This is a genomic window from Pantoea sp. CFCC18177 (assembly GCF_059412425.1).
The window spans coordinates 14,372-27,743 of record NZ_JBNBPL010000033.1; the positions used below are offsets into that span (position 1 = coordinate 14,372).

17 protein-coding genes are annotated in these 13,372 nt (G+C 53.6%); 11 read left to right on the forward strand and 6 right to left on the reverse strand.

Annotated elements, in window-relative coordinates:
* Window positions 1–126: 126 nt before the first annotated feature.
* The 3 genes from ACPUC8_RS23575 to ACPUC8_RS23585 all read right to left on the reverse strand — a co-directional run bounded on the left by ACPUC8_RS23575 (window position 127) and on the right by ACPUC8_RS23585 (window position 1,202).
* On the reverse strand, window positions 127–420 hold the full coding sequence (locus ACPUC8_RS23575; protein ID WP_494927514.1) for a hypothetical protein: 294 nt from the start codon (window positions 418–420) through the stop codon (window positions 127–129).
* Window positions 421–502: 82 nt separating this feature from the next.
* On the reverse strand, window positions 503–832 hold the full coding sequence (locus ACPUC8_RS23580) for a hypothetical protein (RefSeq protein ID WP_039331756.1): 330 nt from the start codon (window positions 830–832) through the stop codon (window positions 503–505).
* Window positions 813–1,202, reverse strand: a complete 390-nt coding sequence (locus tag ACPUC8_RS23585; protein WP_039331752.1) for a hypothetical protein — start codon at window positions 1,200–1,202, stop codon at window positions 813–815. The genes ACPUC8_RS23580 and ACPUC8_RS23585 overlap by 20 nt, the downstream gene beginning before the upstream one ends.
* A 144-nt stretch (window positions 1,203–1,346) precedes the next feature.
* Between ACPUC8_RS23585 and ACPUC8_RS23590 the strand changes: the two genes are divergently transcribed.
* Window positions 1,347–2,015 carry a helix-turn-helix domain-containing protein gene (locus tag ACPUC8_RS23590; RefSeq protein ID WP_494927515.1) on the forward strand — a complete coding sequence of 223 codons (669 nt, stop codon included), beginning with the start codon at window positions 1,347–1,349 and terminating at the stop codon, window positions 2,013–2,015.
* Window positions 2,016–2,050: 35 nt separating this feature from the next.
* Here the strand turns inward: ACPUC8_RS23590 and ACPUC8_RS23595 are convergent, their stop codons facing one another.
* Window positions 2,051–2,299, reverse strand: coding sequence for a hypothetical protein (locus ACPUC8_RS23595; protein WP_494927532.1), 249 nt, complete (start codon window positions 2,297–2,299; stop codon window positions 2,051–2,053).
* A 244-nt stretch (window positions 2,300–2,543) separates the two neighbouring features.
* Between ACPUC8_RS23595 and ACPUC8_RS23600 the strand changes: the two genes are divergently transcribed.
* Window positions 2,544–3,755, forward strand: coding sequence for a diguanylate phosphodiesterase (locus ACPUC8_RS23600; RefSeq protein ID WP_494927516.1), 1,212 nt, complete (start codon window positions 2,544–2,546; stop codon window positions 3,753–3,755).
* A gap of 46 nt (window positions 3,756–3,801) precedes the next feature.
* Here the strand turns inward: ACPUC8_RS23600 and ACPUC8_RS23605 are convergent, their stop codons facing one another.
* Window positions 3,802–3,984, reverse strand: coding sequence for a hypothetical protein (locus tag ACPUC8_RS23605; protein WP_039331747.1), 183 nt, complete (start codon window positions 3,982–3,984; stop codon window positions 3,802–3,804).
* A 175-nt stretch (window positions 3,985–4,159) separates the two neighbouring features.
* Entirely contained in the window at window positions 4,160–4,471 is a 312-nt protein-coding gene (gene fliE, locus ACPUC8_RS23610; protein WP_039331746.1) for a flagellar hook-basal body complex protein FliE, read from the reverse strand.
* A 359-nt stretch (window positions 4,472–4,830) separates the two neighbouring features.
* Between fliE and fliF the strand changes: the two genes are divergently transcribed.
* From fliF to fliN, 9 genes are all read left to right on the forward strand, one after another.
* On the forward strand, window positions 4,831–6,552 hold the full coding sequence (gene fliF / locus ACPUC8_RS23615; RefSeq protein ID WP_494927517.1) for a flagellar basal-body MS-ring/collar protein FliF: 1,722 nt from the start codon (window positions 4,831–4,833) through the stop codon (window positions 6,550–6,552).
* Window positions 6,549–7,541 (forward strand): flagellar motor switch protein FliG, encoded by a 993-nt coding sequence (fliG, locus tag ACPUC8_RS23620; protein WP_039327733.1) that lies wholly within the window; start codon window positions 6,549–6,551, stop codon window positions 7,539–7,541. The genes fliF and fliG overlap by 4 nt, the downstream gene beginning before the upstream one ends.
* Complete coding sequence (fliH, locus tag ACPUC8_RS23625) at window positions 7,534–8,235, forward strand: flagellar assembly protein FliH (RefSeq protein ID WP_039327734.1); 702 nt, start codon at window positions 7,534–7,536, stop codon at window positions 8,233–8,235. The genes fliG and fliH overlap by 8 nt, the downstream gene beginning before the upstream one ends.
* Window positions 8,235–9,599, forward strand: coding sequence for a flagellar protein export ATPase FliI (gene fliI / locus ACPUC8_RS23630; RefSeq protein WP_039327737.1), 1,365 nt, complete (start codon window positions 8,235–8,237; stop codon window positions 9,597–9,599). Before fliH ends, fliI begins: the two co-directional genes overlap by 1 nt.
* Before the next feature lie 23 nt (window positions 9,600–9,622).
* Window positions 9,623–10,066 (forward strand): flagellar export protein FliJ, encoded by a 444-nt coding sequence (gene fliJ, locus ACPUC8_RS23635; RefSeq protein WP_039327738.1) that lies wholly within the window; start codon window positions 9,623–9,625, stop codon window positions 10,064–10,066.
* Window positions 10,063–11,343 carry a flagellar hook-length control protein FliK gene (locus tag ACPUC8_RS23640; protein WP_058972720.1) on the forward strand — a complete coding sequence of 427 codons (1,281 nt, stop codon included), beginning with the start codon at window positions 10,063–10,065 and terminating at the stop codon, window positions 11,341–11,343. Before fliJ ends, ACPUC8_RS23640 begins: the two co-directional genes overlap by 4 nt.
* A 130-nt stretch (window positions 11,344–11,473) precedes the next feature.
* On the forward strand, window positions 11,474–11,959 hold the full coding sequence (fliL, locus tag ACPUC8_RS23645) for a flagellar basal body-associated protein FliL (RefSeq protein ID WP_058972721.1): 486 nt from the start codon (window positions 11,474–11,476) through the stop codon (window positions 11,957–11,959).
* Between the two features lie 4 nt (window positions 11,960–11,963).
* Entirely contained in the window at window positions 11,964–12,971 is a 1,008-nt protein-coding gene (gene fliM / locus ACPUC8_RS23650; RefSeq protein WP_494927518.1) for a flagellar motor switch protein FliM, read from the forward strand.
* Window positions 12,964–13,371: a flagellar motor switch protein FliN gene (fliN, locus tag ACPUC8_RS23655; protein ID WP_039327747.1), complete on the forward strand. Its 408-nt coding sequence runs from the start codon at window positions 12,964–12,966 to the stop codon at window positions 13,369–13,371. Before fliM ends, fliN begins: the two co-directional genes overlap by 8 nt.
* The last annotated feature ends 1 nt before the right edge of the window (window position 13,372 follow it).

Genomic DNA, 13,372 nt, shown 5'->3' on the forward strand with positions numbered 1-13,372 from the left:
TCTTCCTTTTTGCTTAATAAGCCTGTTTAAATAACGTCTGAATGATTAAAGTTAGTAGAAAATATCGAGACTGCCTTAGGAATAATCGGAAGGTTAAATCGGGCGGCCAAATGACCGCCCGTATAGTTACAGATACTTCCGTGCTAACGCTATCAGCTCATCCTTGGCGGCTGCCCCCAGCTTCTCCACGCCCTGCTCGACAAAGTTAAATGCCTGCGTGAAGTCTTTAACGCTGGCACTCACATCCTCGCTGACGGCAGAGACAGCGGCTGAACTGGCGGCTGCCGCAGGTGCAGCAACCTCCGGTGCTGGCGCACTGCTCGCATCCGGTGCCGCGATCTCATTAGCAAAACTCTCCAGCGGTGACACTGTGCTGGTATCCGTGGCGGTGGTCGGTTCAATAACAGTTTGGTCGCTCATAACTTTCTCCTTCTTGCTGAATAAAGACCGCAACTGATGAAGACGAGTTGCGATCCGCTTAGTAATACTCATCATGGCCTCCTTAATGCGTTGATTCTGGTGGCGCGTCTTCGGTAACAACCTGCTTAACTTTGTCTGCCGTTTTGTTTGCCGTGCGGTCTGGCAAACCATCGAGTTTTTTCTGCAGCGCCACCAACTGGCTGGTCAGTTCGGCTACGCGAGCTTCGCGTCGATCAGAGATGGTTCGGTACTGCTGGCGAATATCCTCCACCCGGCGATTGGCACTGTTATTGACGAAAACAAACATGATGGTCATTGCCACACACATCAGTGACAGCACCAGCAACAATCCGCCCAACAGCAGCTGACGCCGATGACCTCTGACTGAAAATTCACTGTTTATCTGCACCATCGCGACTCTCCTCAAGGGTGGTAATCAGTTGATTGATTTGGCTACGGAATTTGTCACTGTGATCCGATTCCGTGGTCGCCAGTAAAATGCCCAGCGCGTTCTTGATCAGCCGTAAATCGGTTTCCAGCGAAGAGATACGCCGGAGATTTTTATCGTGCCGGATGCGCAGATCATCATTCTCCCGGCGCATCAGCGCGTGGCTCTCCTTGAGAAGCATCACCTGCTCTTTGTAGCTGGTGATGATCTCGCCGCCGGCGCGATTGCTGGTGACGATGGCTGCAATGCCAGCCATTAACGGTTTCCAGAACACAGCTGCCGCGCCGCCGCCGAGAAGCAGCGCACCGACACTGGTCACCAAACTACTTTCCATGCCCCACCTCTCAACACTGGCAAGGAGTCCGCCCCAGAAGCACATTGACTGCCCTTGCCAGGTGCGCAGCCAACGCCTGAATTTAAGTTTACTTTAGTTTATGAATTTAAGTATACTTAAGTAAAGCTTCCGGGAGTTGTCAAGATGATGAAAAAAGAATGTGTTGGTGAGCGTATTCGCAGTCGCCGTAAGGCGCTGAAATTGACGCAACAGGCGTTGGCCAAGGGTGTGGGCGTATCACATGTTGCTGTTTCTCAATGGGAAAAAGAGGAGACCGTGCCGCGCGGTGAGAACCTGTTGCGGTTGGCAGAATGGCTGCAATGCACTGCGGCATGGATCATGGATGGCGAGGGTGAAGTGTTTAGCGCACCGCTGGCGATTAACCACCTCACCCCGCTGCCATTGATAAGTTTGACGCAAGCGGCGCAGTGGATGCATGAGCAACGGTTGGCGATGCAACAGCAGGCCACACGCTTTCTCTACAGCGATATCCTACTCAGCGAACAGTCGCTGGCCGTGATGTTAGAAGATGGTTCCATGCAACCCGACTATCGGCAGGGTGATACGTTGATTTTTGACCCCACCGTCACACCACAACCTGGTGATGTGGTGCTCGCAGAGGTCAATGGTGTGGCGCAGGTTCGCGTTTTCCGACTGTTATCTCAGCGTCATGACGAACAAATTTTCTCGTTGCGCCCCTTAAACGAAGATTTTCCTGTGTTGACATCATCGGAGAACAAAATGCAATTGATTGGAACGTTGATGGAAATGCGTCGTTATCGCGCCGATTATCTCACGCAAAAAACCCGCTAATAAGCGGGCCAAGGTGGAGAAAACTACGGCAAATATTACAAAACGTCGGTCAGATGATCGACGACAACCCTCCCGTGCACATCCTTTTGTGTAATTCGATAACTGACGCAATAAGAGCGGCGGGTACTGAGTTTATCAAACAGCGCGACACTGCCCTTCTGCTTGCCGTCTGCGCCAACAATGCACCATTCGGTGACATCTTCCTGACCGCGGTTGTTGAGTCTTAACACGCTCTGTTCAACTAAACTATCGCTATCATCAATCTTTAAATAATCGCGTAACATCATGCTCACCTCTGGTTAACGAGGTCAAAGATACGCTTTTTATTTATCCATTCAATCGAATTTATTTATCGAAATCACTGCGCGAATACACTTAATTAACAATTCGATTTGACGTCTATTGCCAGCCGCTTCGGTTAACCTGTTATTTGAAAAAAAGTTTACCGTTCGGCCGATCAGCTATGGAGATAATTATCCAAGGCCTGCTAGTGTAGGGCCACAATAAAGATATGTCCGGACAATCGCTATGCTCACCACTATCCTCTATCGCAGCCATCTTCACGAACACGTGCCGATCAACACGCTTAAAGATATGGTTGCTAAAGCCAACACCAAGAATAAACGCGCGGATGTAACAGGCATATTACTGTTCGACGGCTTGCATTTCTTCCAACTGTTGGAAGGCCCGCGTGATGCCGTACAGGGCATTTATCATCGTATTAGTGCGGATGCCCGCCATCATAATTTGGTAGAGCTCATGCATGACTTCGCGCCAGCACGGCGCTTTGGCAAAGTGGGCATGGAACTGTTTGATTTACGCGAACACGACAAAGATACGGTTCTCCAGTCGGTATTGGATAAAGGTACCTCACGTTTCCAACTGACTTATGATGATCGCGCGCTGCAGTTTCTGCGCACCTTCGTGATGGCGCGCGATAAAGACAACTACTTTGAACTCCCTGCCGCTACCATGTGGGATTTCATCGCTAATGAATCATCGCATACCGTGCAAGATGACGTGTCAAACCCACCCCAGGACTTCCGCTTTGCGTTCCAGCCGATTATCGATCCCTTTGCACGTCGCATCGTGTCCTATGAGACGTTGATTCGTACCCCAAAAGGGGGGTCACCCCAGGAATACTTTTCTGCTTTCGAAGGTGAGGCGGTTTACTACGCGGATATCCACTCGAAAAAACGTGCATTTCAACTTGCAAGTACCTTGAACATTGGCGATCACAGCCTGGCGATTAATTTACTGCCAATGTCGCTGGTGACAGTGCCGAATGCCGTCGAGTTCTTGTTAACGGAAATTGAGGCGAATGGCCTGGTACCTGAACAGGTGATCGTTGAAGTGACCGAGAACGAAATCATTTCACGGGCAGATGAATTCACAGCAGAAGTCAGAAAGCTAAAGGCAGCGGGGATCAGCCTGGCATTGGATGATTTCGGCGCAGGGTTTGCCGGCCTGTCACTGCTCTCCAAATTCCAGCCCGACAAGATTAAAATTGACCGCGAGATCATCAGTGACGTGCATAAAAGTGGGCCGAAGCAGGCCATCGTGCATGCCATTATCAAATGCTGTTCTTCTCTGGAGATTGCCGTCATTGCCGAGGGTGTGGAAAAAGCTGAAGAGTGGATGTGGCTGGAGGCGGCAGGGATCAGTCAGTTCCAGGGATATCTGTTCGCGCACCCGCTGTTGAGCGGATTCCCAGCGGTGGCCTGGCCCGAAATTAAATAGCGCTGTTCAACAGACAAAAACCGCCTGACTTTGGGCGGTTTTTCATTTAAAGCGGTGTAAAGCCCGGTGGTAATAATCGATCGCTGATGACTTGATAGTTCATCAGCTTAAAAGAGCTGAGGGTAATCGGCACTGCAACACAGGGACGATACCAGCCAAACTGCCTAATATAACGCCACACCTCTGGCGGGTTATCTTTATCTCTAACCCAGTAATAACCTTCTTTCATCTATGTACGCTTCTTGTCGCTGCCCTCAAGAGCAGGCATTTATCAACGACGGCATACTAACACACAGATGACAGGAATGATCAGTAAGTGATTGTTTTAATTAGCGCTTCGCTTATTTTCAGCATTAAGACAAACGACAATTCACACCGCGAGCAATGCCTTTCAAACTATGCCACTACACCTGCATATTCATGATGTCGGTATAAGCAGACACCAGTTTGTTACGTACCTGAATCCCCATCTGCATTGAGATAGAGGACTTTTGCAGATCGACCATCACATCATTTAACTGAATGCCGGGTTTACCCATTTCGAAATCTTGCGCCTGGGTGCGTGCCGCATTTTGCGTATCGCTGATTTTATCCAGCGCTGCTTTCATGGTCGCACCGAAATCTACCTGACTGGTTGACTCGGCCTGCTTGCCGCTGGCCTGCAGCGACGTTAACTGCAGCTGCTGCAACACACCATCAATTGCCTGAATCGACATTGCCTGTTCCTCATTGAAGAAGGGTTCACATTTTCACGCTGGAAAAGTTAACACAGTGTCAATAGGACAAAGGCGCTAAATAAACGTAAAAACCACGGCTTATCCAGCCATCGAAGTGACCCGATTCATCAAATAATGCCAGGCATAAGATTGGAAGTTCATTTTTATGTCTTCCTCAAAACAGTTCGCATTGCAACAAGGCGGTAAGCGGGCGCATCCCCGGGAGCTTACATCAGTAAGTGACCGGGGTGAGCACGAGAAGCCAACGCAGTTGCAATGCGAAATGTGAAGAGGAAAGTCAGGGAGTCTGTTTTGTTATCACAACTAACCCGGTCAATTATGTCAGGCAGGAAACGGTCATGAATGCGAGTGCAGCCGCCACACAAGATACCGCAAAGAAAGGCTTCAGTGACCTTCTCGCCCGTCTGCGCGCGAATCCGCGCATTCCCTTAATTGTTGCTGCAGCTGCCGCTATCGCAGTGGTTTTTGCGTTGGTGCTGTGGGCAAAAGCGCCGGACTATCGCGTCCTTTATAACAACCTCTCTGATGAAGATGGTGGCGCAATTGTCACGCAGTTGACGCAAATGAACATTCCTTACCAGTTCGCCGAGAACGGCGGTGCCTTGATGGTGCCCGCCGATAAGGTGCATGAACTGCGTCTGCGTCTGGCGCAACAGGGGCTGCCGAAAGGCGGCTCCGTTGGCTTTGAGCTGATGGACAATGAGAAGTTCGGCATCAGCCAGTTCAGCGAGCAAATCAACTACCAGCGCGCGCTGGAAGGTGAACTGGCGCGCACCATGGAAACGCTCGGTCCGGTGAAGAGCGCCCGTGTGCATCTGGCCATGCCTAAACCCACTCTGTTCGTGCGCGAGCAGAAAGCCCCTTCTGCCTCCGTCACCCTGAACCTGCAACCGGGTCGCGCATTAGATGAAGGGCAGATTCAGGCTATTCAGCACCTGGTTTCGAGCAGTGTCGCGGGCTTACCGCCAGGCAACGTGACCGTGGTGGATCAGGCAGGTCGCCTGCTGACCCGTTCAGACAGCGAAGGCCGTGACCTGAATGACGCGCAGTTGAAATATGCGTCTGAAGTTGAAGCGCGCTATCAGCAACGTATTGAAGCGATCCTGAATCCTATTGTTGGCCAGGGCAATGTGCATGCGCAGGTAACAGCGCAGATTAACTTTGACCGCAGCGAACAAACCGACGAGAAGTACCAGCCGAACGCTAATCCGAACAGCACGGCGATTCGTTCACGTCAGACCAATACCAATCAGCAGAACGGCAGCCCATATCCAGGCGGCGTACCGGGTGCGCTGTCTAATCAGCCTGCACCGGCCAATACGGCACCGGTTAATAACCCGCAGCAGCAGAACAATGCCAACGGCCAGAATGCCAATGGTCAGAACAACGCGGCGAACAACGGCACCACCACCAGCACCGCACAGAGCAGCGGCCCAAGCAATTCAAGCCGTAACGATACGGTCAACTATGAGCTGGACCGCACCATCCGCCATACCAAAGTGAACGTGGGTGATGTGCAGCGTCTGTCGGTCGCGGTAGTGGTCAACTACCGCGATGACGGTAAAGGCAAAGCGGTTGCGCTGAACGACCAACAGATCAAACAGATTGAAGACCTGACCCGTGAAGCGATGGGCTATTCGCAGAACCGTGGCGACAGCGTGAATGTGGTGAACTCGCAGTTCAACACCACGGAGCCAACCGGCGGTGACCTGCCGTTCTGGCAGACGCAGGCCTTCTTCGACATGTTGATGAGCGGCGGTCGCTGGCTGCTGGTGGCGCTGGTTGCCTTCATCCTGTATCGCAAACTGGTTCGTCCACAGCTGATGCGTAAGAAAGAGCAGGAGAAAGCCGCCGCCGAAGCGCTGGCAGCCCGTGCTGCAGCCATGGAAGAAGAAGAAGCCTTCAGCGTGCAGCTCAGCAAAGACGAGCTGGAACAAGAACGTAAGTCGAATAACCGCATGAGCGCCGAGGTGATGAGCCAGCGCATCCGCGATATGTCTGAGAACGATCCGCGCGTCGTGGCGCTGGTTATCCGTGAATGGATGGGTAATGAACTATGAGTCTGACCGGTACAGAAAAAAGCGCCATCCTGATGATGACCATTGGTGAAGAGCGCGCGGCGGAGGTGTTCAAACACCTCAACCAGCGTGAAGTCCAGCATCTCAGTGCGGCGATGGCCAACATGAAGCAGGTCTCGCATAAGCAGCTGACTGAAGTGCTGCGCCAGTTTGAGGCCGATGCCGAACAGTTTGCCGCGCTCAGTCTCAATTCCAATGAGTACCTGCGCTCCGTGCTGGTTAAAGCCTTGGGCGAAGAGCGTGCCTCCAGCCTGCTGGAAGATATTCTCGAGAAAAACGAGACCACCAGCGGCATGGAAACGCTCAACTTTATGGAACCTCAAGCGGCCGCCGACCTTATTCGCGACGAGCATCCGCAGATCATCGCCACCATCCTTGTCCACCTCAAACGGGGTCAGGCGGCAGATATCCTGGCGCTGTTCGACGAGCGTCTGCGTCACGATGTGATGTTGCGTATCGCCACCTTTGGCGGTGTCCAGCCAGCGGCGCTGGCAGAACTGACCGAGGTGCTCAACGGTCTGCTGGACGGTACCAACCTCAAGCGCGCGAAGATGGGCGGCGTGAGAACGGCGGCAGAGATTATCAACCTGATGAAAACTCAGCAGGAAGAAGCGGTTATCGAAGCGGTACGCGACTTCGATGGCGAGCTGGCGCAGAAAATCATCGACGAGATGTTCCTGTTCGAAAACTTGGTGGAAGTGGACGACCGCAGCATCCAGCGTTTGCTGCAGGAAGTGGAGTCCGAGCAGTTGCTGATCGCCTTGAAAGGTGCAGAGCAACCACTGCGCGAGAAATTCCTCAAAAACATGTCGGCACGTGCGGCCGATATCCTGCGCGACGATCTGGCCAACCGTGGCCCGGTACGTATGTCGGCGGTGGAAAACGAACAGAAAGCGATTCTGCTGGTGGTACGCCGCCTGGCCGAATCTGGCGAGATGGTAATTGGTGGTGGCGAGGAAACCTATGTCTGATGCCTTTTCCGCCCGTGCGTGGCAGCGCTGGCAGCCTGATGATTTAGGCAGCGCATTCAAAGTAGAAGTCGAACCGCAGCTGGAAACGCCCGCTGAAGAGTTCGAAGTCAGTGCTGAAGTTGAGCAACAGCAAATGCTGGAGCGCATGCAGCAGCAGATGCGCAAAGACGCGCAGACGCAGGGCTACAGCGAAGGCTATCAAAAAGGGTTTGCCGAGTCGCAGCAGAACGGTTACGACGCGGGTTTCCAGCAAGGTCTGGCTGATGCCCAACAGCAGCAAGCGCCTTTGCAAGCGCGTATGCAGCAGTTAGTCAGCGAGTTCCATCACACGCTGGAAGCGCTGGACAGCGTAATTGCATCACGCCTGATGCAGCTGGCGCTGGAAGCGGCACGAACCGTGATTGGCCAGGCCACCCAGGTGGACGGCACCGCCCTGCTGCGTCAGATACAGCAATTGATTCAACAAGAACCGATGTTCAGTGGCAAACCACAGCTGCGCGTGCACCCGGATGATTTGCAACGCATTGAACAGACTCTGGGCCCGACGCTGGATCTGCACGGCTGGAAATTACTGGCTGACAATTCCCTGCATCCTGGCGGCTGTAAACTCAGTGCCGAAGACGGCGATCTCGATGCCAGCGTGGCCACGCGTTGGCAAGAGTTGTGCCGCCTGGCTGCGCCGGGGACATTCTAATGACCTCGTCGCGCCTTTCTCGCTGGCTCGGGGCACTCGATGCCTTCGAAGATCGCATTTCGCAAGTGCAGACGGTGCGTCGTTACGGTCGTCTGACCCGTGCCACCGGCTTAGTGCTTGAAGCCACCGGGCTGCAACTGCCGCTGGGTGCAACCTGCATTATTGAACGTCACGACGGCAACACTATCTCTGAAGTCGAAAGTGAAGTCGTAGGTTTTAACGGTCAGAAATTGCTGATGATGCCGCTGGAAGAAGTGGACGGCATCTTGCCAGGCGCACGCGTGTATGCGCGGGTTAATGGCGAAAGTGGACACAGCGGCAAACAATTGATGCTCGGTCCAGAGTTGTTAGGCCGCGTGCTGGATGGCAGTGGCAAGCCGCTCGATGGCTTACCCGCGCCGGATACCGGCTATCGCGCTCCGCTGATCACCGCCCCTTTCAACCCATTACAACGCACGCCCATTGAAGATGTCCTCGACACCGGCGTGCGCGCGATTAACGCCCTGCTGACCGTCGGTCGTGGTCAGCGTATGGGCCTGTTTGCCGGTTCCGGCGTCGGTAAATCGGTGCTGCTGGGTATGATGGCACGTTACACCAAAGCCGATGTGATTGTGGTGGGCTTGATCGGTGAGCGTGGCCGTGAAGTTAAAGAGTTTATTGAGAATATCCTCGGTGCGGAAGGTCGTGCGCGCTCGGTGGTCATCGCCGCGCCTGCCGACGTTTCGCCGCTGTTGCGTATGCAGGGGGCCGCCTACGCCACGCGTATCGCAGAAGATTTTCGCGATCGCGGCCAGCATGTCTTGTTGATCATGGACTCCCTCACCCGCTACGCCATGGCACAGCGTGAAATCGCCCTCGCCATCGGTGAGCCGCCAGCGACCAAAGGTTATCCGCCGTCGGTGTTTGCGAAGCTTCCAGCGCTGGTCGAACGTGCCGGTAACGGCACCCACGGCGGCGGTTCAATTACCGCCTTCTATACCGTACTGACCGAAGGCGACGATCAGCAAGACCCGATTGCCGACTCCGCTCGCGCCATTCTTGACGGCCACATTGTGCTGTCGCGCCGTTTGGCAGAAGCCGGTCACTATCCGGCGATTGATATAGAAGCTTCCATCAGCCGTGCAATGACCGCGCTGATTGATGAGACCCATTACGCGCGCGTGCGCCAGTTCAAACAGTTGCTCTCCAGTTTCCAGCGTAACCGCGATCTGGTGAGCGTCGGTGCGTATGCCGCAGGCAGCGATCCGATGCTGGATAGAGCCATCAAGCTTTATCCTGAAATGGAAGCGTTTCTGCAACAAGGTATTTTCGAGCGCAGCGACTATGACGATGCCAGTCTGCATCTGCAAGCCATGTTCGGTTAGCGCCCGCTTAAACGAGGTAAGCCATGAAAACTGCCAATGCTATCGATAAGCTGCGCGACCTTGCGGAGCAGGATCTGGAACAGGCCGTGATTCATTTAGGCGATATGCGCCGTGGCGTACAGCAGGCAGATGAACAACTCAGCATGCTGCTCGACTATCAGGACGAGTACCGCAACAAACTCAACGCCGATATGTCGGGTGGCATCGCCAGCACCCGCTGGACCAACTATCACCAGTTTATTCAGACGCTGGAAAAAGCGATTGAACAGCATCGGCAGCAGCTTAACCAGTGGAATCAGCGCCTTGATCAGGCATTAAGTAACTGGCGTGAAAAACATAAGCGACTGAATGCTTATCAAACGCTGATCACCCGCGCGGCTGAAAAAGCATTACAACAAGAAAACCGTCTCGATCAGAAACGGATGGATGAATTTGCCCAACGGGCCGCAATGAGGAGAGGGGAATGATTACGCTGCCAACTGTGGTTACGCAAACCTCTAATTTGGGAAACGCAGACAGTTCAGTTTCGACGGATGTTCTGCAAAACACCGACACCCTGCCACAAGGGTTTGTCACCGAGCTGGGTAACCGCTTATTAACGCTGGCTAAGCAACAAGGTGTTAACACGCAATCGACTGATATAGCAGCAGAAGTCGATGAAAAAGACGTCACAAAAGCGTCACTAAGCGCATTATTGCAGGCACTGGACAAACCAGAAGCGTTAAACGCACTTTTACAGCCGGAAAACACTAAAGCCGCGCTGAAATCAGCCGATGATAAAGACAAGACTGAAGCAAGTTCGTTAAGTGCCAGCGACTTACAGAATGTGCAGGCGTTATTTGCCATGTTACCGGCAGCAGTAGAAGACCGCAGCAGCCAAAGCGCGATCAGGGCCAGCACTGATAAGACATCAGCAGATGCAGGGTCTACGCTAAACAGTGCATTGTTAAGTCGTACGCTACAAAGCGCACTAAAGGATGAACCGGCTTCAACAGACAGCAGCGCGCCAAAGAAATCCAGCACGGTGCTGAGTGAATTGAAGAGTGATGCCAGCGCGGCGCAGACCAGTACCAGCGCCTCCACTGCCAGCACCACGGCCAGTGCCAGCAACGCAACGCTGACACTGGACGAGAGTTTTAAGCAAGTACTGAGTGCCTTGAGTAAACCGGAAGAACGCCGTGACAGCCAAAGCGGCAGCGATACGGTGACAGCATTAACCAGCGCCCCGGTCAGCAGCAGTAGCACACTGACCAATAGCACGGCGACGACCAGTACCACTCCGTCGACGCCGATGCTGAATGCCCAACTCGGCAGCAACGAGTGGCAGCAGGCACTTAGCCAGCAAATTGTGATGTTTAGTCGTAACGGTCAGCAAAACGCCGAACTGCGCTTACATCCGGAAGATCTGGGCGCTATCCAGATCAACCTGACCCTTGATAAGGATCAGGCGCAGTTAAGTATGGTTTCCAGCCACAGCCAAGTGAGGGCCGCGCTGGAAGCGGCTCTTCCTCAGCTGCGAAATGCGCTGGCGGAGAGCGGAATAAACCTGGGACAGAGTAACGTCAGCAGCGACGCCTTCGCACAGAGCCAGAATTATCAGGGCCAGCAGGAAGGTCGTCGTGATGGCCAGCACGGCAGCTTTACCCTCTCCCAGGACAGTGAAAACGAGATAACGCCTATTGCCGTCCCGGCAGCCCTTCAGGCACGCGCGACCGGCAACGGCGCTGTCGATATCTTTGCCTGACAGCGGCTAAACGCTGAAGGTAAGCGTAAAACCCGCGTCTTTTCTTCCCATTGTTTGACTTAAGACGCGGGATAATCTGTCCAGGTGAGCCGAAAGGCTTGCCCATAATTCACAGGAAGTAACTGCAAACATGTCTGATAACGCGAAAGCTAAAGGCCGCAAACGTTCACTACTAATACCGGTGTTACTGATTGTAACGCTGGCCGCTTGCAGCGTGGCAGGCTATGCAGTCTGGCGAATGATGAATAAACACGGGGATGACAAACCGGAAGCGGCGAAAGTAGAGCCACCGGCCGCCCCTGTATTTTTTGCAATGGATACGTTTACGGTTAACCTGGTCAATCCTGACAACGATCCCGACCGTGTATTGTACGTAGGCTTTACCCTGCGTCTGCCGGATGAGGATACCCGTCGTCGGTTGAATGATTACCTGCCTGAAGTGCGCAGCCGTTTGCTGTTGTTGCTCTCGCGTCAAAATGCCGCGCAGCTTGCAACGGAACAAGGCAAACAGGCCCTGGTTGAGCAGATCAAACAGGTATTAGCGCCACCGCTGGTAAAAACTCAACCGCCTCAGGTCGTCAGTGATGTGCTGTTTACCGCCTTCATTTTGAGGTGATTTAATGGGCGATAGCATTCTCTCCCAGGCTGAGATTGACGCGCTGCTTAATGGCGACAGTGACAGCGCGGAAGTAGAGAACAGTTCCAAAGGGACCGAGGGTGATATCCGTCCCTATGATCCCAATACCCAGCGTCGCGTGGTGCGCGAGCGCCTGCAGGCGCTGGAAATCATTAACGAGCGCTTTGCCCGTCATTTTCGTATGGCGCTGTTCAACTTACTGCGCCGTAGCCCGGATATCAGTGTCGGTTCGATCAAGATTCAGCCATACCATGAGTTCGCCCGCAACCTGCCGGTGCCAACCAACCTGAACCTGATCCACCTGAAACCGCTGCGCGGCACCGCGCTGGTGGTGTTCTCACCGAGTCTGGTATTCATCGCCGTGGATAACCTGTTCGGCGGTGATGGCCGTTTCCCTACTAAAGTGGAAGGCCGTGAATTTACCCATACCGAGCAACGTGTTATCCGTCGCATGTTAAAGCTGGCGCTGGATGGTTACAGCGATGCCTGGAAAGCAATTTATCCGTTAGACGTTGAGTATGTCCGTTCCGAAATGCAGGTGAAGTTCACCAACATCACCACTTCACCGAACGACATCGTGGTCAACACGCCGTTCCAGGTCGAGATTGGTAACCTGGTGGGTGAATTTAATATCTGTATTCCGTTTTCTATGATTGAGCCGCTGCGCGAGCTGCTGGTCAATCCGCCATTAGAAAACTCGCGCCAGGAAGATACCCATTGGCGCGACAATCTGGTGAAACAAGTACAGCACTCAGAGCTGGAGCTGATTGCCCACTTCGCTGAGACATCGCTGCGCCTGTCACGCATTTTGCAACTGAAACCCGGTGACGTCCTGCCCATTGAGAAGCCGGACCGTATCATCGCACACGTCGATGGCGTACCTGTACTGACCAGCCAATACGGCACCATGAACGGTCAGTACGCGCTGCGTGTAGAACATCTGATTAACCCGATTTTGAATTCGCTGAACGAGGAACAGCCCGATGAGTGACAGCAAAAAACCGTCCGATGATATTTCTGCGGACGACCTGTGGGCTGAAGCAATGAACGAACAGGCTACCACCAGCGCCCCGGATCCCACGGAGAACGTGTTCAAGTCTTTCGACAGCAACGGTGCCAGTGGCTCGCTGCAGGATATCGATTTGATCATGGATATCCCGGTCAAACTGACGGTGGAACTGGGCCGCACCAAGATGACCATCAAAGAGCTGCTGCGCCTGACGCAGGGTTCTGTGGTGGCACTGGATGGTCTGGCGGGTGAGCCGCTGGATATTCTGATCAACGGTTATCTGATTGCCCAGGGTGAAGTGGTGGTGGTGAACGACAAATATGGCGTGCGCATCACCGATATCATCACCCCTTCCGAACGTATGCGTCGTCTGAGCCGTTAAG

Coding starts and splice junctions, on each gene's coding strand:
- ACPUC8_RS23575 (WP_494927514.1), bottom strand. CDS start 420: ATGAGCGACCAAACTGTTATTGAACCGACCACCGCCACGGATACCAGC.
- ACPUC8_RS23580 (WP_039331756.1), bottom strand. CDS start 832: ATGGTGCAGATAAACAGTGAATTTTCAGTCAGAGGTCATCGGCGTCAG.
- ACPUC8_RS23585 (WP_039331752.1), bottom strand. CDS start 1,202: ATGGAAAGTAGTTTGGTGACCAGTGTCGGTGCGCTGCTTCTCGGCGGC.
- ACPUC8_RS23590 (WP_494927515.1), top strand. CDS start 1,347: ATGATGAAAAAAGAATGTGTTGGTGAGCGTATTCGCAGTCGCCGTAAG.
- ACPUC8_RS23595 (WP_494927532.1), bottom strand. CDS start 2,299: ATGTTACGCGATTATTTAAAGATTGATGATAGCGATAGTTTAGTTGAA.
- ACPUC8_RS23600 (WP_494927516.1), top strand. CDS start 2,544: ATGCTCACCACTATCCTCTATCGCAGCCATCTTCACGAACACGTGCCG.
- ACPUC8_RS23605 (WP_039331747.1), bottom strand. CDS start 3,984: ATGAAAGAAGGTTATTACTGGGTTAGAGATAAAGATAACCCGCCAGAG.
- fliE (WP_039331746.1), bottom strand. CDS start 4,471: ATGTCGATTCAGGCAATTGATGGTGTGTTGCAGCAGCTGCAGTTAACG.
- fliF (WP_494927517.1), top strand. CDS start 4,831: ATGAATGCGAGTGCAGCCGCCACACAAGATACCGCAAAGAAAGGCTTC.
- fliG (WP_039327733.1), top strand. CDS start 6,549: ATGAGTCTGACCGGTACAGAAAAAAGCGCCATCCTGATGATGACCATT.
- fliH (WP_039327734.1), top strand. CDS start 7,534: ATGTCTGATGCCTTTTCCGCCCGTGCGTGGCAGCGCTGGCAGCCTGAT.
- fliI (WP_039327737.1), top strand. CDS start 8,235: ATGACCTCGTCGCGCCTTTCTCGCTGGCTCGGGGCACTCGATGCCTTC.
- fliJ (WP_039327738.1), top strand. CDS start 9,623: ATGAAAACTGCCAATGCTATCGATAAGCTGCGCGACCTTGCGGAGCAG.
- ACPUC8_RS23640 (WP_058972720.1), top strand. CDS start 10,063: ATGATTACGCTGCCAACTGTGGTTACGCAAACCTCTAATTTGGGAAAC.
- fliL (WP_058972721.1), top strand. CDS start 11,474: ATGTCTGATAACGCGAAAGCTAAAGGCCGCAAACGTTCACTACTAATA.
- fliM (WP_494927518.1), top strand. CDS start 11,964: ATGGGCGATAGCATTCTCTCCCAGGCTGAGATTGACGCGCTGCTTAAT.
- fliN (WP_039327747.1), top strand. CDS start 12,964: ATGAGTGACAGCAAAAAACCGTCCGATGATATTTCTGCGGACGACCTG.